This window comes from Amycolatopsis saalfeldensis, assembly GCF_900110575.1.
Classification (GTDB): Bacteria; Actinomycetota; Actinomycetes; order Mycobacteriales; family Pseudonocardiaceae; genus Amycolatopsis; species Amycolatopsis saalfeldensis.
In genome coordinates this window covers 158,060-179,725 of record NZ_FOEF01000022.1, presented here as the reverse complement: position 1 = coordinate 179,725, position 21,666 = coordinate 158,060, and the positions used below count along the sequence as shown (strand labels likewise).

Annotated in this window: 16 protein-coding genes, 2 tRNA genes, 1 pseudogene and 1 riboswitch; of the genes and pseudogenes, 7 read left to right on the top strand and 12 right to left on the bottom strand. The window is 71.3% G+C overall.

What is annotated here, in order from left to right; genetic code table 11:
- Positions 1-7 precede the first annotated feature (7 nt).
- A pseudogene (locus BMY97_RS49710) lies at positions 8-457 on the top strand (tyrosine-type recombinase/integrase); the annotation flags it as partial.
- A 197-nt stretch (positions 458-654) separates the two neighbouring features.
- On the opposite strand, the gene BMY97_RS37135 reads toward BMY97_RS49710, so the two are convergent.
- From BMY97_RS37135 to orn, 3 genes are all read right to left on the bottom strand, one after another.
- Positions 655-727 (bottom strand) — tRNA-Lys (locus BMY97_RS37135).
- Between the two features lie 371 nt (positions 728-1,098).
- Positions 1,099-1,174: transfer RNA gene (locus BMY97_RS37130), tRNA-His, on the bottom strand.
- A 74-nt stretch (positions 1,175-1,248) separates the two neighbouring features.
- Complete coding sequence (gene orn / locus BMY97_RS37125; protein ID WP_091626834.1) at positions 1,249-1,857, bottom strand: oligoribonuclease; 609 nt, start codon at positions 1,855-1,857, stop codon at positions 1,249-1,251.
- A 118-nt stretch (positions 1,858-1,975) separates the two neighbouring features.
- Here orn and BMY97_RS37120 point away from each other — a divergent pair, with 118 nt between their 5' ends.
- On the top strand, positions 1,976-3,514 hold the full coding sequence (locus BMY97_RS37120) for a helicase HerA-like domain-containing protein (protein ID WP_091626831.1): 1,539 nt from the start codon (positions 1,976-1,978) through the stop codon (positions 3,512-3,514).
- Positions 3,515-3,590: 76 nt separating this feature from the next.
- The gene (locus BMY97_RS37115) at positions 3,591-3,968 is read left to right on the top strand and encodes a DUF3224 domain-containing protein (protein ID WP_091626828.1); all 378 of its coding nucleotides are present in this window, start codon (positions 3,591-3,593) and stop codon (positions 3,966-3,968) included.
- A gap of 131 nt (positions 3,969-4,099) precedes the next feature.
- Here the strand turns inward: BMY97_RS37115 and BMY97_RS37110 are convergent, their stop codons facing one another.
- The 3 genes from BMY97_RS37110 to BMY97_RS37100 all read right to left on the bottom strand — a co-directional run bounded on the left by BMY97_RS37110 (position 4,100) and on the right by BMY97_RS37100 (position 7,419).
- Positions 4,100-5,110, bottom strand: coding sequence for a S1C family serine protease (locus BMY97_RS37110; protein ID WP_091626825.1), 1,011 nt, complete (start codon positions 5,108-5,110; stop codon positions 4,100-4,102).
- 138 nt (positions 5,111-5,248) lie between these two features.
- The gene (locus BMY97_RS37105) at positions 5,249-6,571 is read right to left on the bottom strand and encodes a M20 family metallopeptidase (protein ID WP_091626823.1); all 1,323 of its coding nucleotides are present in this window, start codon (positions 6,569-6,571) and stop codon (positions 5,249-5,251) included.
- Positions 6,572-6,606: 35 nt separating this feature from the next.
- Positions 6,607-7,419: a class I SAM-dependent methyltransferase gene (locus BMY97_RS37100; RefSeq protein ID WP_091626820.1), complete on the bottom strand. Its 813-nt coding sequence runs from the start codon at positions 7,417-7,419 to the stop codon at positions 6,607-6,609.
- A gap of 174 nt (positions 7,420-7,593) precedes the next feature.
- Between BMY97_RS37100 and BMY97_RS37095 the strand changes: the two genes are divergently transcribed.
- The 4 genes from BMY97_RS37095 to BMY97_RS37080 all read left to right on the top strand — a co-directional run bounded on the left by BMY97_RS37095 (position 7,594) and on the right by BMY97_RS37080 (position 13,031).
- Positions 7,594-8,766, top strand: coding sequence for a DNA-3-methyladenine glycosylase family protein (locus BMY97_RS37095; protein ID WP_091626817.1), 1,173 nt, complete (start codon positions 7,594-7,596; stop codon positions 8,764-8,766).
- A gap of 617 nt (positions 8,767-9,383) precedes the next feature.
- Entirely contained in the window at positions 9,384-10,079 is a 696-nt protein-coding gene (locus tag BMY97_RS37090) for a M50 family metallopeptidase (protein WP_245787695.1), read from the top strand.
- 588 nt (positions 10,080-10,667) lie between these two features.
- Complete coding sequence (locus tag BMY97_RS37085) at positions 10,668-11,900, top strand: aldehyde dehydrogenase family protein (protein ID WP_091626815.1); 1,233 nt, start codon at positions 10,668-10,670, stop codon at positions 11,898-11,900.
- Between the two features lie 24 nt (positions 11,901-11,924).
- Positions 11,925-13,031 (top strand): dihydrofolate reductase family protein, encoded by a 1,107-nt coding sequence (locus BMY97_RS37080; protein WP_091626812.1) that lies wholly within the window; start codon positions 11,925-11,927, stop codon positions 13,029-13,031.
- Between the two features lie 695 nt (positions 13,032-13,726).
- On the opposite strand, the gene BMY97_RS37075 is transcribed toward BMY97_RS37080, so the two are convergent.
- From BMY97_RS37075 to BMY97_RS37050, 6 genes are all read right to left on the bottom strand, one after another.
- Positions 13,727-14,941, bottom strand: a complete 1,215-nt coding sequence (locus BMY97_RS37075; protein WP_091626810.1) for a chitinase — start codon at positions 14,939-14,941, stop codon at positions 13,727-13,729.
- 195 nt (positions 14,942-15,136) lie between these two features.
- The gene (gene cobN, locus BMY97_RS37070) at positions 15,137-18,748 is read right to left on the bottom strand and encodes a cobaltochelatase subunit CobN (protein WP_091626807.1); all 3,612 of its coding nucleotides are present in this window, start codon (positions 18,746-18,748) and stop codon (positions 15,137-15,139) included.
- Between the two features lie 52 nt (positions 18,749-18,800).
- Positions 18,801-18,870: riboswitch (cobalamin riboswitch) on the bottom strand.
- Positions 18,871-18,934: 64 nt separating this feature from the next.
- Complete coding sequence (locus BMY97_RS37065; RefSeq protein WP_091626804.1) at positions 18,935-19,558, bottom strand: hypothetical protein; 624 nt, start codon at positions 19,556-19,558, stop codon at positions 18,935-18,937.
- A gap of 22 nt (positions 19,559-19,580) precedes the next feature.
- Complete coding sequence (locus BMY97_RS37060; protein WP_091626801.1) at positions 19,581-19,820, bottom strand: helix-turn-helix transcriptional regulator; 240 nt, start codon at positions 19,818-19,820, stop codon at positions 19,581-19,583.
- 6 nt (positions 19,821-19,826) lie between these two features.
- Positions 19,827-20,675: an ABC transporter permease gene (locus BMY97_RS37055; RefSeq protein ID WP_091626799.1), complete on the bottom strand. Its 849-nt coding sequence runs from the start codon at positions 20,673-20,675 to the stop codon at positions 19,827-19,829.
- The gene (locus BMY97_RS37050; protein ID WP_091626892.1) at positions 20,672-21,595 is read right to left on the bottom strand and encodes an ABC transporter ATP-binding protein; all 924 of its coding nucleotides are present in this window, start codon (positions 21,593-21,595) and stop codon (positions 20,672-20,674) included. Before BMY97_RS37050 ends, BMY97_RS37055 begins: the two co-directional genes overlap by 4 nt.
- Positions 21,596-21,666: the final 71 nt, after the last annotated feature.

The window sequence follows — 21,666 nt, the reverse complement described above, 5'->3', positions numbered from 1 at the left end:
TGTCGGGCTGCGGCGCGGGGAGGCGTGCGGACAGCGCCGCTCCGACACCTACCTCGACGCAGCGACGCTCGAGGTGGCGAATCAGATCGTGCAGTACGGGTGGGAAACCGGGCAGGCCTCGCCGAAGACCACCTCGTCCGAAGGCTTGGTCGCGTTGGATCGCGACACGGTGCTCGTCCTGCGTCAGCATCTGGCGGACCAGGACACGGCCCGCGGCCGGCTTGGCTCGGATTGGGTCGAGAGTGGCCTGTTGTTCACTCAGCCTGATGGCAGTCCGTTGCATCCGGCGGATGTCACCGCGAGGTTCCAGGAGCTGGCGCGTCTGGCTGGGTTGCCGCCGATCCGGTTGCATGACCTTCGCCATGGTGCGGCGACGTTGGCGCTCGCGGCTGGTGCGGACATGAAGACGGTGCAGAACATGCTCCGGCATTCCTCGATCACGGTGACCGCAGACACCTACACCACGGTGCTTCCCGAAGTGGCTCTCGCCGCAGCTGAGGCTACGGCCAAGATCATCCCGCGGACGGCAACGCGACGGCTCGGGCTCGTCTCGGGCACGTTACCGACCACAGTGGACAGTCAGAAAGCGGAAGATCTGCTTCCAGAAAACACAAAACCCCAGGTCACCATTTTAAGTGACCTGGGGGGTGAGGGTGCGCCATCAGGGACTCGAACCCCGAACCCGCTGGTTAAGAGCCAGCTGCTCTGCCAATTGAGCTAATGGCGCTTGTGTTGCCCGCCGCTTTGGTCTCCCTCGGCGACGTGGAAAAGATTAGCAGGGTGTTCAGGCCGTGTTTCAAGGGGGTCCCGTTAACGGAGCGCATCCGCCAAGGGCCTGGTCGGACCCCGCCGCACTTGGACATCCAGCCCAAAACGGCCAACCACAGCCAGACTCGAGCGGCCTCCGGATACCCCCCGCCTGCCCGTGATCACGCCCACCATCCAGCCCAAGCCCCGCAACGCCACGCCCCCATCCACCCATCCCTAAGGGGGTCCGGGGGCAAGCCTCCGGCGGGGGTGTGGGGGTTCGACCCCCACAAGAAAAGGCAAAACCCCAGCCCGGGGAGGACTCGCCAGAGTCCGACCGAACTGGGGTGATGGGGTGAGCGACGGGTTTCGAACCCGCGACCTCCTGGACCACAACCAGGTGCTCTACCAGCTGAGCTACGCCCACCATCTGCGAGGGAACCTTGTGGCCACCTTGCTGAGAGCAATCGTAGCGTGCCCGCGCGAGCGCTTTTCAGGGGGTTACCCCCGGTGGCGTTCCTCCACTTCGGCGGCGGCGGCTTTGGCCTGGTCGCTGGTCGGGCCGGGTTGGGGGACGAAGGCGGCGCTGCGGTAGTAGTCGAGCTCGCCGATGGACTCCTTGATGTCGGCGAGCGCGCGGTGGGCGAGGCCCTTCTCCGGCTTGGCGTAGTAGATCCGCGGGTACCAGCGGCGGACGAGTTCCTTGATCGAGGACACGTCGACCATGCGGTAGTGCAGGTGGCCGTCGAGGGCCGGCATGTCGCGGGAGATGAAGCCGCGGTCGGTGGCGATGGAGTTGCCCGCGAGGGGGGCGGTGCCGGGGTCCGGGACGAACTCGCGGATGTAGTCGAGCACCCGCTGCTCGGCTTCGGCGAGGGTGACGGCGGACGCCCGGACCTCTTCGGTGAGCCCGGACTTGGCGTGCATGTCGTGGACGACCTGGGGCATGCCGTCGAGCTTGGCGTCGTCGGCGTGGATGACGATGTCGACGCCGTCACCGAGGACGTTGAGGTCCGCGTCGGTCACCAGCGCGGCTATTTCGATCAACGCGTCCTTGCCGAGGTCGAGCCCCGTCATCTCGCAGTCGATCCAGACTAGGTGGTCGGTCACCTGGACAACCCTAACCCGACACGGGGATGTCAGCGGGGTTACCTGCGCATTCGGCGCGTTACGCTCGGGCGGCCAGGTGAAACGGTGTGATTTCGGACTCGGAAACGGGGTGCGGCCAGTGGCCGAGCAGGGGTCGGGGCCAGCGGCGGAGATCGCCGGCGGGTATGTCAGCGAGGGTGGCGCGGTCGAGCTGGGCGCCGTGGTGATCGACGGGACGGCGGACTCGTCGGCGGCGGTGCGGCTGCCGCTGGCGACGCTGAACCGGCACGGGCTGGTCGCGGGCGCGACCGGGACCGGCAAGACGAAAACCCTGCAGCTGATCTCGGAGCAGCTGTCGGCGGCGGGCGTGCCGGTGGTGCTGGCCGACGTCAAGGGCGACCTCTCAGGGCTGGCCGCGGCGGGCGAGCCCAGTGACAAGCTGGCCAAACGCGCGCAGGAGCTGGGTGACGACTGGACGCCGGCCGCGAGCCCCGTGCAGTTCCTGTCGCTCGGCACGGGCGGCAAGGGCTCGCCGATCCGCGCGACGATCACCAGTTTCGGCCCGGTGCTGCTGTCGAAAGTGCTGGGGCTCAACGAAACCCAGGAGTCGACGCTCGGCCTGATCTTCCACTGGGCCGACCAGCGTGGCCTCGCGCTGCTCGACACCAAGGACCTGCGCTCGGTGATCACGCACCTGACCAGCGACGAGGGCAAGGCCGACCTCAAGGGCATCGGCGGCGTCTCGGCCGCGACGGCCGGGGTCATCCTGCGCACGCTGTCCAATCTGGAGGCCCAGGGCGGTGAGGACTTCTTCGGGGAGCCGGAGCTGGACGTGCACGACTTGATGCGGCAGTCCGACGGCAAGGGTGTCGTCACGCTGCTGGAGCTGGACAATCTGCAGGCCAAGCCCGCGCTGTTCTCGACGTTCCTGATGTGGCTGCTGGCTGAGCTGTTCGAGGAACTGCCCGAGGAGGGCGACCTCGACAAGCCGAAGCTCGTCTTCTTCTTCGACGAGGCGCACCTGCTCTTCGCGGACGCGTCGAAGGCGTTCCTGGAGCGCATCGAGCAGACCGTGAAGCTCATCCGGTCCAAGGGTGTCGGCGTGTTCTTCTGCACGCAGCTGCCCACCGACATCCCGAACGCCGTGCTGTCGCAGCTGGGCGCGCGGGTGCAGCACGCCTTGCGCGCATTCACGCCTGACGACCAGAAGGCGCTCACCCGCACGGTCAAGACGTACCCGAAGACGCCGCACTACGACCTCGAGTCGGCGCTGACGTCGCTGGGCATCGGCGAGGCGATCGTCACCGTGCTGTCCGAGCGCGGTGCGCCGACACCGGTCGCTTGGACGCGGCTGCGGGCGCCGCGGTCGAAGATGGGCTCGGCCGGTGCGGATGCCGTCGCCGCCGCGGTGGCCGCGTCCGATCTGCACGCCAAGTACAGCGAGACGATCGACCGCGAGTCGGCGTACGAGAAGCTGGCCGCGAAGGTCGCCGCCCCACCCGCTGAGGCGCCCGCCCAGCCGGATGCCCCCGCCCCAGCGCCCAAACCGGAGAAGGAAGAGCCCGGCATCATCTCGCAGGCGATGAGCAACCCGGCGGTGAAGTCGTTCATGCGCTCCGCCGCGAACGCGCTGGGCCGGGAGGTCACACGGGGACTCTTCGGCAACCGTAGGCGCTGAAAACCTGACAGGGGATGGCAGGTAAGCCCGGCAAGCTGGGGCGAGCCAGCCACCCGGGAAGAGGAGAACCAGCGTCATGACCCGCATCGCCGTCGCCACGTTCGAGCTGGACAAGTGGGAGCCGCAGGCCCAGGACGAGGCGGGTGGCACCGAGTTCGCGCGGGTGGCGATCGCCAAGACGTTCACCGGCTCGGTCGAGGGGAGCAGCACCGTCGAGATGCTGACCGCGACGAACGCGATTTCACGCGCGTACGTCGCCTTCGAACGACTCTCGGTTTCGGTGGACGGCCGCAAGGGGACGTTCGTGCTTCGGCACACCGCGGGCGACGAAGGGCTGTCGCTGGTCGTCCTCGACGGCTCGGGATCGGGTGAGCTGACCGGCCTTTCCGGGACCGCCGCGATCACGCAGGACGAGGCGGGCCACCATACGTTCACCCTGTCCTACGACCTGTGAACAGCGTGAAGGCCGCTCTCCCCGGGCCCCGATTCCCTGGGAGAGCGGCCTTCACCGGTTCCTCGCCTTGCCCCGAACAGTGAGCGAGGAAGTGGACGGGCCGCCCCGACCGCGGTCCGTCCGCGACCTGGTCAGCCGTTGACGATCTGGTTCACGATCGTCTTGGCGTCGTTGATCGGGATGGCGAAGCCGATCCCGACGCTGCCCGCCGCGCCGTTCGCCGAGGCCGACGGGCTGTAGAGCGCGGAGTTGATGCCGATCACCTCGCCCTGGGCGTTCACCAGCGCGCCGCCGGAGTTGCCCTGGTTGATCGAGGCGTCGGTCTGGATCGCGGTGTAGCTCGGGCCGCTGTTCGACGACTCGTTCGAGGTCTGCCGGCCGAACGGCGACTGCTGCTGTTGCTGCTGCTGGCCGACGTCGGACAGCGGCCGGTTCAGCGCGCTGACGATGCCGGTGGTCACGGTGTTCTGCAGGCCGCCCGGCGAGCCGATGGCGACGACCGACTGGCCGACGACGAGCTTGCTCGAGTCGCCGAGGGTGGCGGCGGTCAGCCCGCTGGCGTTCTTGGCCTGCACCACGGCGATGTCGCCCTTGGTGTCGGCGCCGATCACGCTGGCCTGGTACTTCTTGCCGTCCGAGGTGGTGATCGTGACGCTCTGGGCGCCGTCGACGACGTGGGCGTTGGTGAGGATCCGGCCGTCGGAGCTGAGGATGACGCCGGAGCCGATCGCCTCGCCCTGCGCGGTGGTGACGTTGACTTGCACCACGCTCGGCACGACCTTCGCCGCGACCGCGCTGACGTCGCCGTTCGAGGTCGTGCTGCTGACCGTCTGGCCGGTGACCGCCGACGACGTGGGCGACGAGGCGACCGAGGTCCCGGTGAGCCCGACGATCGCGGCACCCGCGCCGCCGCCGATCAGGGCGGCGGCCAGCGCGGTCCCGCTGACCACGGCCGCGAGCCTGCGGTTCTTCCGCGGCGGCTGCGGGATGACCGTCTGCGCTTGCGGCGTGAAGAGCGGATTCGGCGCGGCCTGCGGCTGGTACCCGTACTGGGGGTACGGGCCGTACTGGGGGTGGACGCTCTGGTGCGGCTGGTGCCCACCGGTGGAGGCGGGGCCGGGCCGACTCTCGTTCTCGGTCATGTACCCAGGTTCGCGCTCGTGCTTGTGAGAATCCTGTGGAAACACCCGGGGCTTTGCTGAGAAGAATCAGCTGAGAATCCTCAGGCATTCCTCAGCGTTCACGGGGTTCTCCGATCTGTCGGTCGAAGCACGGCGGGGTCAGTCGAAGAAGGACGGGACGTCGAGCGCACCTCCGGAAGCTTCGAACTCGTCGTGTACCGCCTTGCGCAGCGCCTCGTCTGCCAGGTAGTCGGCGGCCGTGAGCGCGAGCCCGAGCGCCCCGTCGACCACGGCCTTGTCCCCGGACGGCGATCCGGCCGCTTCGGCGAACTCCTTGGTGTGCAAGGCGACCGTGGCTCCGGAGACCGCGATCATCGGGTGCAGCGACGGCATCCGGAAGGACAGGTTCCCCAGATCGGTCGAGCCGGTGAGGAACTCCGGCACGATGCCCGGCGGCAGCGGCTTGCGGCCGGTGCCGAGCTGGTTGACCGACCAGCGCCCGGCGAGCGTGGTGTTGAACCGGATGGGCAGGTACGCCGGCTGCGCGTCCCAGCTCAGCTCGACGCCGCAGCCGGTCATCTCGGCAGCGCCGTGCGCGATCGCGGTCATCCGCTTCGCCAGGTCGCGCAGGGTCTCCGGATCCGCGGAACGGAGGTAGAACAGCAGCGCCGCCCGCTCCGGGATCACGTTCGGACGCGCGCCGCCGTCGGTGAAGACACCGTGCACGCGGTCGGTGGACGGCAGCTGCTGCCGCAGTGCCGACACACCTTGGTACGCGGCCACGGCGGCGTCGAGTGCGTTGCGCCCCATGAACGGCTGCGCGGAAGCGTGGGCCCCGACCCCGTGGAACACCATCTCGAGCTGGCGCCGGCCCAGGAACGGGTGCAGCGCGATGTCGTGGCTGAACGGGTGCAGCATGATCACCGCGTCGACGTCGTCGAAAACGCCCGCCCTGGCGAGCGTCTCCTTGCCACCGCCGCCTTCCTCCGCCGGTGTGCCGATGAGGGAAACGCGCCCGCCGAGCTGTTCGGCCACCGCGGCGGCGCCGAGGAATCCGCCGGCGCCCGCGGTGCAGATGACGTTGTGCCCGCATGCGTGGCCGAGCCCGGGCAGCGCGTCGTACTCCGACAACACGGCGATGTGCGGGCCGCCGTTGTCCGGGGTGCTCGTGCGCAACGCCGTGTCGAGGCCGCCGAGCCCGACCGTCACCTCATGACCGTGCTCGTGCAGCAGGTCGGCCAGCGCGGCGACGGAGCGGTGCTCGGTGAAGCCTTCTTCGGGGTGGGCGTGCAGGTCTTGGCTCAGTGCGACGAGTTCTTCCGCGCGTGCCTGGACTTCCTGCCCCACGGCAGCCCGGACTTCCGCGCCGGCTCCGGCGTGATCGGAGCCGAGCGGTTCGGCGGCCTCGACCGCTTCGGCCGTGGCTTCGAGCAAGGCGCGCAGGTGGCTGTCGTCGGGTGGGACGGGGGCGGAGTGGGTCATGCGGCGATGCTAACCCGCGGCACCGACAAAGTGGATCAGCTCGGCTCGGGCCGCTTCCCTGCGACGATCTGGATGAGGCCCGAATACTGTTCGCTGAGCGCGACGAAGCCGCGGGCGCGCAGGCTCGCGGCTATCTCGCCGCGGTCGAACATCCGCTGCCCGCTGAGGATCCCGCCTGCCGAGCCGGCCAGCCGCGCGGGCTGCCAGCCGGGGCGCGCACTGGTGAGCACCACGATCCGGCCGCCGGGGCGCAGGATTCGCGCGAACGAGTCCAGCGCGCGTTCGGGCTCGGCGAACAGGTGCAGTGCGGCGAAGCAGCAGATGGCGTCCACAGTGGACTCCTTGAGCGGCGGCCGGACGGCGTCCGCGCGGAGGTAGGCGACGCCGGCCGGATTCCGCTCCGCGGCGGCGCGGGTGAGCATGCTGCGGGCACCGTCCAGGCCGATGGCGAAGCCCTCTTCGCCGACCACCTCGCCGAACGCGCGCGTGAACCGGCCGGTGCCGCACGCGACGTCGAGCACGACCTGGCCCGGGCGCAGCGCCAGCAGCTCGGCCGCCAGCCGGACCTCGCCGGCCATGCTCGGTCCGAACGGCCCCTTGAACAGCCTGCCGAGCGTGGGGCGCCAGTAGTGCTCGTAGACCTGGGGGAGCAGCGTGGTGCGCATCAGGCGCTGGGCGATCCCGGTCGTCGGCCCGGCCTGGGGGACGTCGCCCAGAGCGTCGAGGAAGCCTTCGGCAGTCGCGGTCGCGGGGCCGGTGAGCAGGCCGGCGAGGCGGTCCGGGCTGGTCGGCGGCGTGGCCGTCCGGTCCGCTGATCGGTCCCGGTCGGTCGGACGGCTGGTCGGCACGGGGACTCCTGGGGGGCGGCGGGTTCGGATACCGGCAGTATGCCCACTACCTGCCCTCCACGATCGAGTGAAGATATCCCCGATCAGGAGTTCGAGGGCCCAGATTGTCACCCCCCATTCCTAATCTCCCCACCACGGCCTCCAACCCCGGAGCCCGCAGAGGAGGGACCCGCGATGACCACACCGATCCTGGCCCGCACCGAGCTGCCCACCGGCGAGATCGCCGTGCGGGGCCCGTTCGAGCTGTCCGCCGCCACCCGTTTCCTGGCCGGTTTCGGCCCGGCGGGCCGCCCGGACGCCGCCGCGGAGCCCGGCGTGCTGCGGCTGGCCTTCCCCTCCGACGGCGACTGGCGCCATGTCGGCGCCACGATCCGGCAGAGAACGCCCGGCGAGCCTGGCACCGATGTCTTCACCACCGGCTCGCCCAGCCCCGTTTTCGCGGGTTCTTCCGATGATTTCGGCGCGGTGTCCCCGCTGCGGCCCTCTCCCGGTATCGGCCCGTCCGGCCGGAGCTCCCACGGTCCGGCTGCGGCGCGGTCCTTCTCCGCAGGCCCAGCTGATCCGGATCAGTCCGGCCGTCCACTGTCCTCCGCGAGTTCGGCAGTTCCCGGCGCCTTCGGCACCGTCGAGGTCGAGGTGAGCGCGCCGGTGGAAGCGGCAGGCCGGGTCCTGGCCCAGGTCGGCCGCATGCTGTCCCTGGACGTCGACGGGTCCGGTTTCACCGGCCTCGGCTTCCGCGACCCGGTGCTGGCCGGGTTGCAGGCGCGGCGAGCGGGGCTGCGGCCGGTGCTGTTCTCTTCGCCGTACGAGGCGGGCTGCTGGTCCGTGCTCGCGCAAGGCATGCGCTTCAGCCAGGCGATGCGCCTCCGGCGGCGGCTGGCGGAGCGGTACGGAAAGGTCGTCGAGGTCGGCGGGTACCGGGTGCTGTCCTTCCCAACGCCGGGCGTGCTCGCGGACCTGCCCTTCGAACCGGGCCTGGCCGACTTCCGGACCGCCCGGCTGCGCGCCGTCGCCAAAGCTGCCGCGGAAGGCCGCCTCGACCCCGCCGAGCTGCGCGCCATGCGGGTGGCAGACGCGCTCGAGCGGCTGCGTGAGATCCCGGGCATCGGCCAGTTCTCCGCCGAGCAGATCCTGGCCCGGGGCGCCGGGCACCCGGACTTCTTCCCACGCGCCGATGGCCGCCTCCATCACGCGATGCGCGAGGAGTACGGCCTGCTGGACTCCGTCGGCCCCGCGGACCTCGAACTCCTGGCCGGAGCCTGGCGCCCCTACCGCAGCTGGGCCGCCCTCCTCCTCCGCGTCGACCGCGACGCGGTCCCGATCATGGAGGAGGTGATGGCCGCCTGACGCCCGCCGCCCTCGGACTCCGACGGTGCCTCCCGCACCGGCCTTGGTCCCGACGGGAACCCGCCCGCATCTCTCGGCGCCCGTTCGCCCCGCGGTGCCGGTGCCCGGCCCGACTGTCTCCCGTCAGGTCCGCACCGGGCGACGGCCGTGGTACCGCGGCCGTCGCCCGGAGACCGCGTACCTCGTGTGCGGTGGCACCGCGGCTGGCCACGTCGCGTGCTGTGGTGCGGCGCGGCTCGACCGGGACACCGAGCGGACCGTGTTCCGGCGCGCACTCTGGCTGTTCCGCGCGTTTCGTGTGCAGGAGGGCCCTCCCGCACACGGTCCCGTTTCAGCCGCGCACCTCCCGCGGTCGGGCGCGGGGCAAACCGACCGCTGAGACCGAACGACACCGTCAAAACGAGAAAGGAGCCGCGATGGGATGAGGCGCCCCATAGCGGAGTGACCTGGCCGAGGTACGGCGGGCGCTAACAGGGGCCAGATGCGGGCTGTGGTGAGGTGACGGCGTGATTTCGACCGCCTTCGATGTCTCGTCCGTCTTCGGCCGCCTGGTGCCGGGTGGGCTGCCCGGTGCGTCCGGGCTGGCCGCCGCTGCCGGAAGCGGGACGGGCACCGCCATCGACAACGCGCTCACCCAGGCGCAGACGCCCGGCGCGATCACTTTGATCACCGGCGGTGTGGCGCTGCTGGTGGTGCTGGTCGGCGGGACGCCCTGGCGACTGGCTCGCAACGTGGTCACCATCGTGCACGAGGCCGGCCACGGGCTGGCCGCGGTGCTGGTCGGGCGGCGGCTGCGCGGGATCAAGCTGCACTCGGACACCTCGGGCGTCACGGTGTCGCGCGGGAAGCCCGAGGGCCCGGGCATGGCCTTCACCGCGATGGCCGGCTACGTGGCGCCGTCGGTGCTGGGCCTGCTGTTCGCGAGCCTGCTGGGGTCCGACCTGATCACGGCGGTGCTCGTGGTGGTCGCGCTGCTGCTGCTCGGCGTGCTGATCATGGTGCGCAACGCCTACGGGGTGTTCTCCGTGGTCGCGAGTGCCGTGGTGCTGGGGCTCGTGGCGCTGGTGGCGCCGTCGGTGGTGCAGGCGCCGTTCGCGTACTTGCTGACGTGGTTCCTGCTGTTCGGCGGGGTCCGGCCGGTGGTGGAGCTGCAGGTCAAGCGGCGGCGCGGCGCGGCGCGCGACTCCGACGCCGACCAGCTGGGCCGGCTCACCGGCGTGCCCGCGGTGTTGTGGGTGCTGGTGTTCGCCGTCCTCACGGTGAGCTGCCTGCTGGCGGGTGCGCTGTGGCTGCTGGAGCCCGTCGCGAGCTGACGCGGGTCTGGGCCGTTCGCGAGCTGACCGGCTTGTTGCGAGCCGGCTGACCCGGCCGTGTTGCGAGCGGCCCTGCCTGTCGCGAGCTGGCTGGCACGGCTGGCCGCGAGCCGACCCGGGCGTACGAGCGGCTGCTGCGCGAGTTGACCGGGCGCGGTGCGGGCTGACCTGCGAGCTGCTGCGGACGTGGTGCGCCCTGACGCGCCCTGATGAGCGAGCTGGTCCGGGCGGTGCGGCCTGATACGAGGGCTGCCGCGGGCTGGTGCCCGAGCTGGTGTGGGCGTGGTGCGGCGTGACGTGGGCTGACGCGTGAGCCCGGTGTGGGCGTGGTGCGGCGTGACGCGGGCTGGTGCGCGAGCCGGTGTGGGCGTGGTGCGGCGTGACGCGGGAGCTGCTGCGAGCTGGTGTCGGCGTGTTGCGAGCTGGCTGGCACGGTTGGTGGCGAGCCGACGCGGGTGTGCTGCGAGCTGCCTGTCGCGGGGTGGTGCGCGGGGCCGGTGTTTCCCGAGGGCTGAGCCCGTCGTCTTCCGATGTGGGCGGGTGCGGCAGACTGGACCTCTGCTGGATCGCGCGGAGGGAGACGTAACGTTGGACGAGGTCACGAAGGCCGTCGAGGGTTGCGCGCGGGCGGCGAAGCGGGCTGCGCCGTCGCTGGCTGCCGCGACCAACGAGGTGGTGGACGCGGCGCTGGCTCGCATGGGCGAGCGGCTGGTCGCGTACCGCGAGGAGATCCTCGAAGCCAACGGTGCCGACATCGCCAAGGCGCGTGCGGAGGGGATGAGCGCCGGTCTGCTGGACCGGCTGACCATCACCCCCGAGCGGCTCACCGGCATGGCCGAGCAGCTCGAGCTGCTGTCCGGCGCGCCGCACCAGGCCCGGTCCATTGATGTGTCCACTTTGGACGGCGGGCTGCGGCTGGTGGAGCGGCGGCGGCCGGTCGGCGTGATCGGGGCGAACTACGAGGCGCGGCCGAACGTGACCGTGGACGTGGCTTCGCAGCTGGTCAAGTCGCGCAATGCCGGGGTGCTGCGCACGGGGTCGGCGGCGCTGGGGTCCGCGCAGCGGCTGCGGGAGACCGTGATCGCGCCGTCGCTCGCCGATGCCGGGATCGACCCGGCCGTGGTTCAGCTGGTGCCGCGGGTCGAGCGGGAGGCTGCTTCGGCGCTGGTGCGGCTGCCCTCGTTGGTGCCGCTCGTGATCCTGCGCGGCAGCGGTGACAGCACACGCGAGCTGGCCAGGGAAGCGGCGATGCACGGCGTGGGCACGCTGGCCCACGCGGACGGCGGCGGCGTGCTGTACGTCGACGCGGCCGCGGACCCCGGCAAGGTGCGCGACCTCGTGTCCGCCAGCCTCGACCGGCTCGGCGTCTGCAACCGGCTGAACCTGCTGCTCATCCACGAGGGCGCGCACGACGCGGTCTGGCCTTCCATCGCGGAAGCGCTGGCCGGGCGCGGAGTGACGCCGTCGCTGGCGCCGCATGAGCACGCTGTCGGGTACGAGTGGGCGCTGGACTCCGAGCGGGAGGCGACCGTCACGGTCGAGAAGGTGACCGGGCTGGCTCAGGCCGTGGAGGTCGCGAACGAGCAGACGTCCGGCCTCGCAGCCGGTATCGCCACCGAGGACCCGGCCGCGGCCGACGCGTTTTTCGACGGCTACACCGGCACCGGCGTGTTCTGGAACGCGCCGACCCGGCTGCTCGACGGCTTCAAGCTGCTCGCCGTCCCCGAGACGGGCATCAACCTGGACCGGGTGCCGGGGCCGCGCGGGCCGGTGACCTACACCGACCTGCACGTCCGCCAGTACGCCGTGCTGCCGCTATGAGCCCGGCATGAACGCTGAGCCTCGATGACCGCCCGGCCCCACGTCGTGCTCTCGGCCGCCCAGTCGCTGGACGGCTATCTCGACGACGCGAGCAGCACCCGGCTGTTGTTGTCCAATGAGGACGATTTCGCCGAGGTCGACCGGTTGCGCGCCGAGTCCGACGCGATTCTCGTCGGCGCGGGCACCGTCCGGGCCGACAACCCGCGCCTGCTCGTCCGCTCGGCCGAGCTGCGCCGCGAGCGGCTTGCCGCGGGGCGGCCGGAGCAGCCGATCAAGGTGACCGTGACCACCAGCGGCAAGCTCGACCCGGCCTCGCGCTTCTTCACCGCCGGTGACACGACGAAGCTCGTTTACGCGCCGCCGATGGTCGCTGACGAGCTGCGTGACCTCGCGACGCTTGTCGACGCCGGCACGCCGCCCGAGCTGGGGCGGATCCTCGACGACCTCGGGGCGCGCGGCGTCCGGCGGCTGCTCGTCGAGGGCGGCGGCGCCGTGCACACGCAGTTCCTCGCCGCGGGCCTGGCCGACGAGCTGCGGCTCGCCATCGCGCCGATCACCGTCGGCGACCCGCGCGCGCCGCGGTTCCTGGGAACCGGCGCCGTCCCGCGGCCGCTGCGACTGTCGGAAGTGCGGCAGCTGGGCGACGTCGCGGTGCTGCACTACCGCGTGGCCGCCGAGCCCTCGGCGCTCGACGTGCTGCGGCTGCGCCAGGCGATCGCGCTCGCGGACGAGTGCCCGCCCAGCTCGACGTTCCGCGTGGGCGCGGTGATCGCCGCCCCCGACGGCACCGTGCTGGCCACCGGGCATTCCGGCGAGGGCGATCCGCGCAACCACGCCGAAGAGGCCGCGCTCGCGAAGCTTTCCCCGGACGATCCCCGCCTCGCGACCGCGACGATGTACAGCTCGCTCGAGCCGTGCAGCGCCCGCGCGTCACACCCGCGCAGCTGCACCCAGCTGATCCTCGCGACGGCGATCCCGCGAGTGGTCATGGCGTGGCGCGAACCGTCACTCTTCGTCGAGGCCGAGGGAGTCGAGCAGCTGACGGCTGCCGGCCGCCAGGTGATCGAGGTCCCTGCGCTCGCCGCGGACGTCCGCCGCGCCAACACACACCTGCCCGGCGTCCGTCCCTGACCCGATTCCGTTGCTGCGAAACACTTTTGTGGTCGCCGGTTGCTTGGCTGCGCTGGGTTGAGCCGACGCGGCTGTGGACTGGGAGTCGCTGCCCGGGAAGTGCGGGGCGGGAGTCGAAGGCAGAGCCGCCGCGGGGATCCCGCCGTGGGGCCTGGGCCAGACAGCCGGACGTGGGATAAGCCGGACGGACAGGGCGAACACTGGTGCAGACCGGAGGTCGGGCGCGGTGGGCCGAAGTCGGGACAGGGCGAAACCGGGGGGGGCAGACCGGAGGTCGGGCGCGGTGGGCCGAAGTCGGGACAGGGCGAAACCGGGGGCAGACCGGAGGTCGGGCGCGGTGGGCCGAAGTCGGGACAAGGCGAACGCGGGGGCAGACCAGACGTCGGGCGCGGGGTGGGCTGAAGCCGGGAGAGGGCGAACGCGGGACGGGTCGAGCACCGGGCGAGGCGGACGTCGGGTGGGCCGGGACGAAGCGAAGGTGGAGCGGGGTCGGGCGGGGCGCGGACGTCGGGTGGGTCGGGACGAAGCGAAGGGTGTGGCGGGTCGGGCGGGGCGTGAACGCCGGGTGGGTCGGGACGAGACGAAGGTGGAGCGGGTCGGGGGCGCGGACGTCGGGTGGGACGAGGCGGACGTGGGACGGGCGGGGCGAACGCCGGGTGGGTCGGGGGCCACCCGGCGTTCGTGGGGCTCGAGGGTCAGCAGGTGCCGTTGTCGGACCAGACGCCGTCTGGGCCGGTGGTGCCGGGTTCCTCGCCTTGGGTCCACCACTTGGCGGTCCACTTGTGGCCGTTGTGCGAGACGGTGTTGCCGCCCGTGTAGACCTGCGTCTTCGACCATTCCGCGGCGGCGCAGGTGCCGGGGCTGGTGGGCGGGCTGGTCGGCGGGCCCGTTTGCGGCGGGGTGGCGCCGGCGAACTGGGTGGTGAACTTCGTGAAGTCCCAGTCGTTCTGCTGGACGTTCGAGCAGACGCCGTTGTCGGTGGTGCCCACGCAGGCGCGGTCGCGGTTGACCGACCAGAACGTGAAGCGGCCGAGTTTGTGGCTGGTCGCGTAGTCGTACACCGTCTGGAAGTCGGAGAGGTTGAAGATCTCCGCGGCGTCGGACTTGCCGTTCATGCCGGAGAAGCCCTCGTGCGAGTACGCGGTGGCGCTGTCCCAGCCCATGTGGCTCACGAGCAGGCCGTGGAACGCCTCCAGCGCGGAGACCTGCGACGAGCCGCCGTTGAAGCCGCCGTCGAAGGGCATGATGGAGAAGTTGTTGGGGGAGAAGCCGATCGACTTGGCCTGGTCGAGCAGTTGCGTGCCGAACCAGCCCGTGCCGGCCGCCGTGCCCGGCATGGTCACCGAGACGAACAGGTCCGGGTTGTTGGCCTGCAACGTCTTCGCGGCGCCCAGCTCGTTCGCGATCGCGGCGGTGTTTTCGTACTCGGGCTCTTCGAGGTCGAAGTCGATCGCCTTGAGGCCGTACTTGGTGATCACCTGCTGGTACGCGTCGGCCGTCGCGGCGACGGAGCCGCAGGTCTGGCCGAGCTTGGTGCCGCCGTAACCGCCGACGGACACCGACACGTCGCCGCCGGCGCCGCGGATCTTGCTGATCACGCCGGCCACGGCAGTGTCCGAGGACACCGCGGACGTGCCGTCCCAGGTGGGCGAGCAGCCGCCGCCGTTCGGCGCGAGGATGAAGGCCAGCTGGAACGCCTTCTGCCCGGTCGCGTTCATCACGGTGACCGGGTCGGGCGGGTTGTTGCTCTGGGGCATGAGATACGGGGCCGACGCGTACCAGTTGTTCCCGAGCGCGGCGGGGGCGGCCGCGGCGTCCGGCTGGGCGTCGGCGGTCGCGGCCAAGGTCGCGGCAGCCCCGAGCACGGTGGCGGCGGCGATCCCGACGGCGGCCAGTCTGCTTCGTCGCATCTGTCCTCCAACTGTCGAGGCGAGGTGCGCTACAGCATTGGACTAGACCATTACGAAGTCAAGGCGCGGGGTGGACCTTCCGACGTCCGTAGGGCGGCTACGGGCGATATGCCGGGATTGGTGACGTCGTGTTCACCCTGGCGGCCCAACCGGTTTCCGGACCACTACCGCCGGTGGTCCAGCGGCGGGAACCGGTCACTCGCTTTCCAGATCGCCTTCCAGGGTCAGGTAGACGTCGCGGAGCTGGGCCAGCAGGTCCGGGTCCGGTTCGGACCACAGGCCCCGGTCGGCGGCTTCGGTGAGGCGCTCGATGATGCCGCGCAGGGCCCAGGGGTTGGCTTGGCGGAGGAAGTCCTGGTTGACCTCGTCCAGGACGTAGGACTCCGACAGCTTCTCGTACATCCAGTCGCCCACCACGCCGGCGGTGGCGTCGAAGCCGAAGAGGTAGTCGACAGTCGCAGCGAGTTCGAAAGCGCCCTTGTAGCCGTGCTTGCGCATGGCCGACAGCCAGCGCGGGTTGACGACGCGGGCGCGGAAGACCCGCGCCGTCTCCTCGCCGAGGGTGCGGGTGCGGACGGCGTCCGGAGTGGTCGAGTCGCCGACGTACGACGCGGGCGCCGTGCCCGTCAGCGCGCGAACGGTGGCGATCATGCCGCCGTGGTACTGGAAGTAGTCGTCGGAGTCGGCGATGTCGTGTTCGCGCGTGTCGGTGTTCTTCGCGGCGACGACGATGCGCTTGTACGACTGCTCCATGTCCTCGCGCGCCGGTCGGCCGTCGAGGTCCCGGCCGTACGCGAAGCCGCCCCAGACCGCGTACACCTCGGCCAAGTCCTTGTCGTCTCGCCAGTTGCCGGAGTCCATCAGGGGGAGCAGGCCCGCGCCGTACGCGCCGGGCTTCGAGCCGAAGATCCGGGTCGTCGCGCGGCGGGAATCGCCGTGTGCGGCCAGATCCGCCGTGACGTGCGCGCGGACGAAGTTCTCCGAGAGCGGCTCGTCCAGGCCGGCGACCAGGCGCACGGCGTCGTCCATCAGCGTGATCACGTGCGGGAACGCGTCGCGAAAGAAGCCGCTGATTCGCACCGTGACGTCGATGCGCGGGCGGCCCAGCTCCGCCAGCGGGATCGCCTCGATGCCGGTGACCCGCCGTGACGCTTCGTCCCAGATCGGCTGCACGCCCAGCAGCGCCAGCACTTCCGCGGCGTCGTCGCCCGACGTTCGCATCGCCGACGTGCCCCACACCGAGAGCCCGACCGAACGCGGCCACTCGTGGGAAACACTGTCCTCGCGGTACCGCCGCAGCAGCGAGTCGGCCAGCGCCTGGCCCGTCTCCCAGGCCAGCCGGCTGGGGATGGCCTTCGGGTCGACGGTGTAGAAGTTCCGTCCCGTCGGCAGCACGTTCACCAGCCCGCGCAACGGCGAACCGCTGGGGCCGGCCGGGATATAGCCGCCGTCGAGGGCGTGCAGCACGGCGTCCAGCTCGGCGTCGGTGCCCGCGAGCCGCGGCACGATCTCCGTCGCCGCGAACGTCAGCACGTGCGCGACCTGCTCGTCCGGGTTGCCCAGCACGTCCTGCACCACAGCCGGCACGGCCGAAGGCGACCACGCACGCGTCTCCATCGCCTCGACCAGCGCGCGCGCCGTGGCCTCGATGGCGTCCACTTCGGACAGTGGCGTGTCGGAGTTCTCCTTGAGCCCCAAGGCCGAGCGCAGACCGGGCACCGCGCCCTGCTTGCCGCCCCACATCTGCTGGGCGCGCAGCATGGCGAGCACCAGGTTCACCCGCGCCTCGCCGACCGGCGCCTCGCCCAGGATGTGCAGGCCGTCGCGGATCTGGGCGTCCTTGACCTCGCACAGCCAGCCGTCGATGTGCAGCAGGAAGTCGTCGAACTCCGCGTCGTGCGGGCGTTCGTCGATGCCGAGGTCGTGGTCCAGCTTGGCCGCCTGGATCAGCGTCCAGATCTGCGCGCGCACGGCGGGCAGCTTCGCCGGGTCCATCGCGGCGATGTTCGCGTGCTCGTCCATCAGCTGTTCGAGCCGCGCGAGGTCGCCGTAGGACTCGGCGCGCGCCATGGGCGGGATCAGGTGGTCGACGATCGTGGCGTGCGCGCGGCGTTTCGCCTGCGCGCCCTCGCCCGGGTCGTTGATCAGGAACGGGTAGACCAGCGGCAGGTTGCCCAGCACGGCGTCGGGCGCGCAGGCCGCCGAGAGCCCGGCCGTCTTGCCCGGCAGCCATTCCAGCGAACCGTGTTTGCCCAGGTGCACCACGGCGTGCGCGCCGAACTCCTCCTCCAGCCAGCGGTACGCGGCGAGGTAGTGGTGGCTCGGCGGCAGGTCCGGGTTGTGGTAGATCGCCACCGGGTTCTCGCCGAACCCGCGCGGCGGCTGGATCATGATCACGACGTTGCCCGCCTGCAGCGAGGCCAGCACGATGTCGCCTTCGGGATTCGACGACGTGTCGACATACAGCTGCCCCGGCGCCGGGCCCCAGTGCTCCTCCATCGCCTCGCGCAGTTCCGAGGGCAGCCGCGCGAACCACTCGCGGTAACGCTCGGCCGGCACGCGGATCGGGTTGCCCGACAGCTGTTCTTCGGTCAGCCACTCGGGATCCTGGCCGCCGGCCGCGATCAGCGCGTGGATCAGGGCGTCGCCGTCCGGCTGTTCCGTACCGGTGGGATCGACGCCCGGGAACGCGTCCGCGCCGAGGTCGTAACCCCGGTCGCGCATCTGCCGCAGCAGCTTGATCGCCGACGCGGGTGTGTCCAGCCCGACCGCGTTGCCGACGCGCGAGTGCTTCGTCGGGTACGCCGAGAGCATCAGCGCGATCCGGCGCTCCGGCGGAGGCGTGTGACGCAGGCGCGCGTGGGCCAGCGCGATCCCGGCGACGCGGGACGCGCGCTCCGCGTCGGGCACGTAGCGGGGCAGGCCGTCTTCGTCGATTTCCTTGAAGGAGAACGGCACCGTGATCAGCCGGCCGTCGAATTCCGGCACGGCCATCTGGTTGCCGGCGTCCAGCGGGGTCAGGCCCTCGTCACTGGCCGACCAGGTCTCGCGGTCGCTGGTCAGGCAGAGCGCCTGCAGGATCGGGACGTCCAGGCCGGCCATCTCGGCGACGTCCCACGCCTCGTCGTCGCCACCGGCGCCGGCTTCCGACGGCCGGGTGCCGCCCGCGGCCAGCACGGTGACCAGCAGCGCGTCCGCCCGGCCCAGCTCGGCCATCATCTCCGGCTCGCGCGTGCGCAGCGACGCGCAGTGGATCGGCAGCGCCCGCCCGCCCGCGGCCTCGATCGCGTCGGCCAGCGCGTGCACGAACGCGGTGTTCCCGGACAGGTGATGCGCGCGGTAGTAGAGGATCCCGATCACCGGCCCGGTGTTCGAGGACGCGGGCCGCTCCAGCACACCCCACGCGGGCTGCACGGCGGGCGGCTCGAAGCCGTCGCCGGTGAGCAGCAGGGTGTCGGACAGGAAACGGTGCAGCTGGGTGAGGTTGTCCGGCCCGCCTTGCGCGAGGTATGCGTGCGCCTCCGCGGCGATGCCCGACGGCACCGTCGAGAGCTTCATCAGCTCCGCGTCCGGCGTCTGCTCGCCGCCGAGGACGACCACGTGCGAACCGGACGCGCGCAGGGTGTCCAGCCCCTCCTGCCAGCTGCGCGGGGTGCCGAGGATCCGGACCACGACGATCGCCGCGCCGTCCAGCAGGCCCGGCAGCTCGGCGAGGTCCAGGCGGGCCGGGTTCGCCAGGCGGAACTCGCCCTCGGCGGACCGGGCGCTGAGCAGGTCGGTGTCCGAAGTGGACAGCAGCAGGATCACGGGGTTCCTCACTCGGGGTGTCCGCGCCCCGGGTCGTCGGTCGCGCCGGCGGGAGTTCCTGGCTCCCCGGATCACTCCGGGTCACAGTGGCGGGACCGTCCCGGACTCTCACCGGGTTCCTCCACCTGCCGACGCGTGTTCGCCCTCACTCTCGCCGGGCGCGGGCGCGCCCGTCAAGGTGACGTGTCAGACCACGCGGACCGCGACGATCGGCCGCTGCCCGACGGGATGGCTGCGCCGGGCCGTGACGCTCCACGAGTACCCGCGGAAACCGCCGGTGGCCGGGTCGGCGTGGAACACCATGTGCCCGCGCCCGGCGCCCTGCCCGCCGGGGCCGCGGCTGTCCGGGAACTCCGCCGAGGTGCCGTGCGGATCGGCGGTGCAGTCGACGACCGGCACCAGGTAGGCGCCCGTCCCGTCCGCCACCGGCTCGCCGCGGACCGCCGCGATGTGCCCGGTGTTCACCGGCCGCCGGTGCCCGTAGTCGATCACCACCAGGTCGCCCGCCCGCAGCTCCGCGACCGTGCGCACCGGCGAGAAGTGCGGCACGGCGCGGCGGCTGAACACCCACCAGTACGTGCGAGAGGGCGGGCTGACCGAGCGGAAGTGCGCGGTGAAGAACTCGTCGTCGGCCCAGTCGTAGGCCTGCTTGAGCACCTGGGTCTGGAACGACGCGCACTGCGTGTGGTTGCGCCACGGCTCGGCCCAGCTCACCACGTCGGGCTCGCCGGCGGCCTTGTACCGGTTGTGCTCGGGCGGCACGTGGTCGATCAGCAGCTCGGCGGCGCGCAGGTGTTCGGGGACGATCACACCGTCCTTGATACCCCGCCGGTCAGCCCGTGTGCTCGCGGTCGCCGATCCTGGGGAACGGGGCGGTGGAGAACAGCACCTCCACCGCCACCTCGAAGAACTCCGCGATCCGCAGCGCCAGGTGCAGGCTCGGGCTGTACTCGCCGCGCTCCAGGTAGCCGATGGTCTGGTAGTGCACGCCCAGCGCGTCGGCCAGCTGGCGGCGGGAGATCCCGCGCTCGGCGCGCAGCACCGAGATCCGGTTGTAGACGTTTTCGCTCAAGGTGCTTCACGCACGCTGCAGTGCCCTTTCCCGTCGTGCCGCCACGGACGACCCGGACTCCCGCCGGGCCATCCGGCGCAGCAGGATCGGGGCCAGCACCAATCCGATCACGGCCCACGCGGCCAGCACGCCGAGGGTCGCCCACGGCCGCCAGGACTGGCCGATCTCGACCACCACGGCGGAATCCGGCAGCAGCGCCGAGCGCATGCCCAGGCCGAGCCAGTACATCGGGAACACCTGGGCGATGTCCTGCACCCAGACCGGCAGCGCGGTGACCGGGTAGAAGATCCCGGAGATCGCGCCGAGGCCGAACACCGGCAGCATGATGAACGCCATCGAGCGGGAGCTGGTGGTCAGCGAACCGAGCGCGGCGCCGAGCGGCAGCGTCGCGGCCAGCCCCAGCACGAGCACCCACAGCAGGGTCAGCCAGGACCAGGCGCCGCCCGTGGCCAGGCCGCTGAACAGGAACAGGCCCGGGATCAGCGTGACCGCCATCCCGGCCACCTGCATCAGCGAGACCGAGGTCATCTTGCCGACGAGGTAGCCGAGCATGCCGTTGGGCGTCGCCTTGGCACGCAGCAGCGTGCCGTCCTCACGGTCGACGGTCAGGAAGCCCGCCATGCCGGACAGGCCGTTGAGCACGATCCCGGCGCCCAGCACCCCGGGCACGTTCGACGCGCCGAGCGAGAACGACGTGCCGGGCAGCGTGTCGCCCCGCATGAAGAGCAGTGCGCCCAGGGTGGTCACGGTCCAGAACAGCTGCCCGACGAGGTCGTCGCGATTGGTCCATTGGTGGCGGAATTCGATCAGGCCACGGCGGAGGCCGGTCCGGAGCGCGGCGGCGCGGGGATTCATCGCACACCTGCTTCTTCGGAGACCACGGCGGTGAGCCCGGCCTCGGCCTGGTGCACGAGGGTCATGTAGGTGTCCTCCAGCGAGGCCCGGCGGACCTCGAGATCCGCGACGGCTTCGCCGTGCTGCTTGAAAAGCTCGTACACGTACTTCGTCGCTTCGGTGGTGGAGTGCACGAAGCGCTGCCCGTCGACGGTCCAGCGCACCTCGGCTTCACCGGCGATCTGGCGGCTGAGCTCGTCGGCCGAGCCGTCGGCGACGATGCGGCCGCCGCTGAGGATGAGGATCCGGTCCGCCAGCTTGTCGGCCTCGTCGAGGTCGTGGGTGGTGAGCAGGATCGTGGTGTCCTCGTCGTCGGTCAGCCGGTGCACCAGCTCGTGGAACTCGCGCCGGGCCTCCGGGTCGAAGCCCGCCGTGGGCTCGTCGAGGAACAGCAGCTCGGGCCGCCCGACGATGCCGATCGCGACGTCGAGCCGGCGCCGCTGGCCGCCGGAGAGCTGCCGGAGCTTCTTGTGCGCGTGCGGGGTCAGCCCGACGGCCTCGATCAGCTCGTCGGTCTGCCACGGCCGGCGGATCCGCTCGGTCGAATAAGGCGCGTAGTACTCGCCGAGGTGCGCGAGCAGTTCGCGCACGCGCCACCGGCCGTGGTCACGCCAGGACTGGAGCACGACCCCCAGCCGTGCCCGCCAGTCCTCACCGCCGTTCGCCGGGTCCGTGCCGAGCACCTCGACCCGGCCCGCGGACCGCATCCGGAAGCCCTCGAGGATCTCGATCGTCGTCGTCTTGCCCGCGCCGTTCGGCCCCAGCAGGCAGAGCACCTCGCCGCGGTGCGCGGTGAACGCGACGTCGTGCAGCACGTCGTTCGTCCCGTAACGCATCCGCAGGTCTTCGACGCGCAGGACCACTTCATCCGGATTCCGCATCGGAACCACCCCCATCTCACCTGTGCGATCGAATGTAGCATGTGTACTACATTCGATCATAGGATTGCTGA

Bases quoted from the DNA above. Each gene is read 5' to 3' on its own strand.
- BMY97_RS37095 (WP_091626817.1), top strand. From the start codon at position 7,594: ATGACCACACCGATCCTGGCCCGCACCGAGCTGCCCACCGGCGAGATC.
- BMY97_RS37115 (WP_091626828.1), top strand. From the start codon at position 3,591: ATGACCCGCATCGCCGTCGCCACGTTCGAGCTGGACAAGTGGGAGCCG.
- BMY97_RS37080 (WP_091626812.1), top strand. From the start codon at position 11,925: ATGACCGCCCGGCCCCACGTCGTGCTCTCGGCCGCCCAGTCGCTGGAC.
- BMY97_RS37075 (WP_091626810.1), bottom strand. From the start codon at position 14,941: ATGCGACGAAGCAGACTGGCCGCCGTCGGGATCGCCGCCGCCACCGTG.
- BMY97_RS37055 (WP_091626799.1), bottom strand. From the start codon at position 20,675: ATGAATCCCCGCGCCGCCGCGCTCCGGACCGGCCTCCGCCGTGGCCTG.
- BMY97_RS37110 (WP_091626825.1), bottom strand. From the start codon at position 5,110: ATGACCGAGAACGAGAGTCGGCCCGGCCCCGCCTCCACCGGTGGGCAC.
- BMY97_RS37105 (WP_091626823.1), bottom strand. From the start codon at position 6,571: ATGACCCACTCCGCCCCCGTCCCACCCGACGACAGCCACCTGCGCGCC.
- BMY97_RS37050 (WP_091626892.1), bottom strand. From the start codon at position 21,595: ATGCGGAATCCGGATGAAGTGGTCCTGCGCGTCGAAGACCTGCGGATG.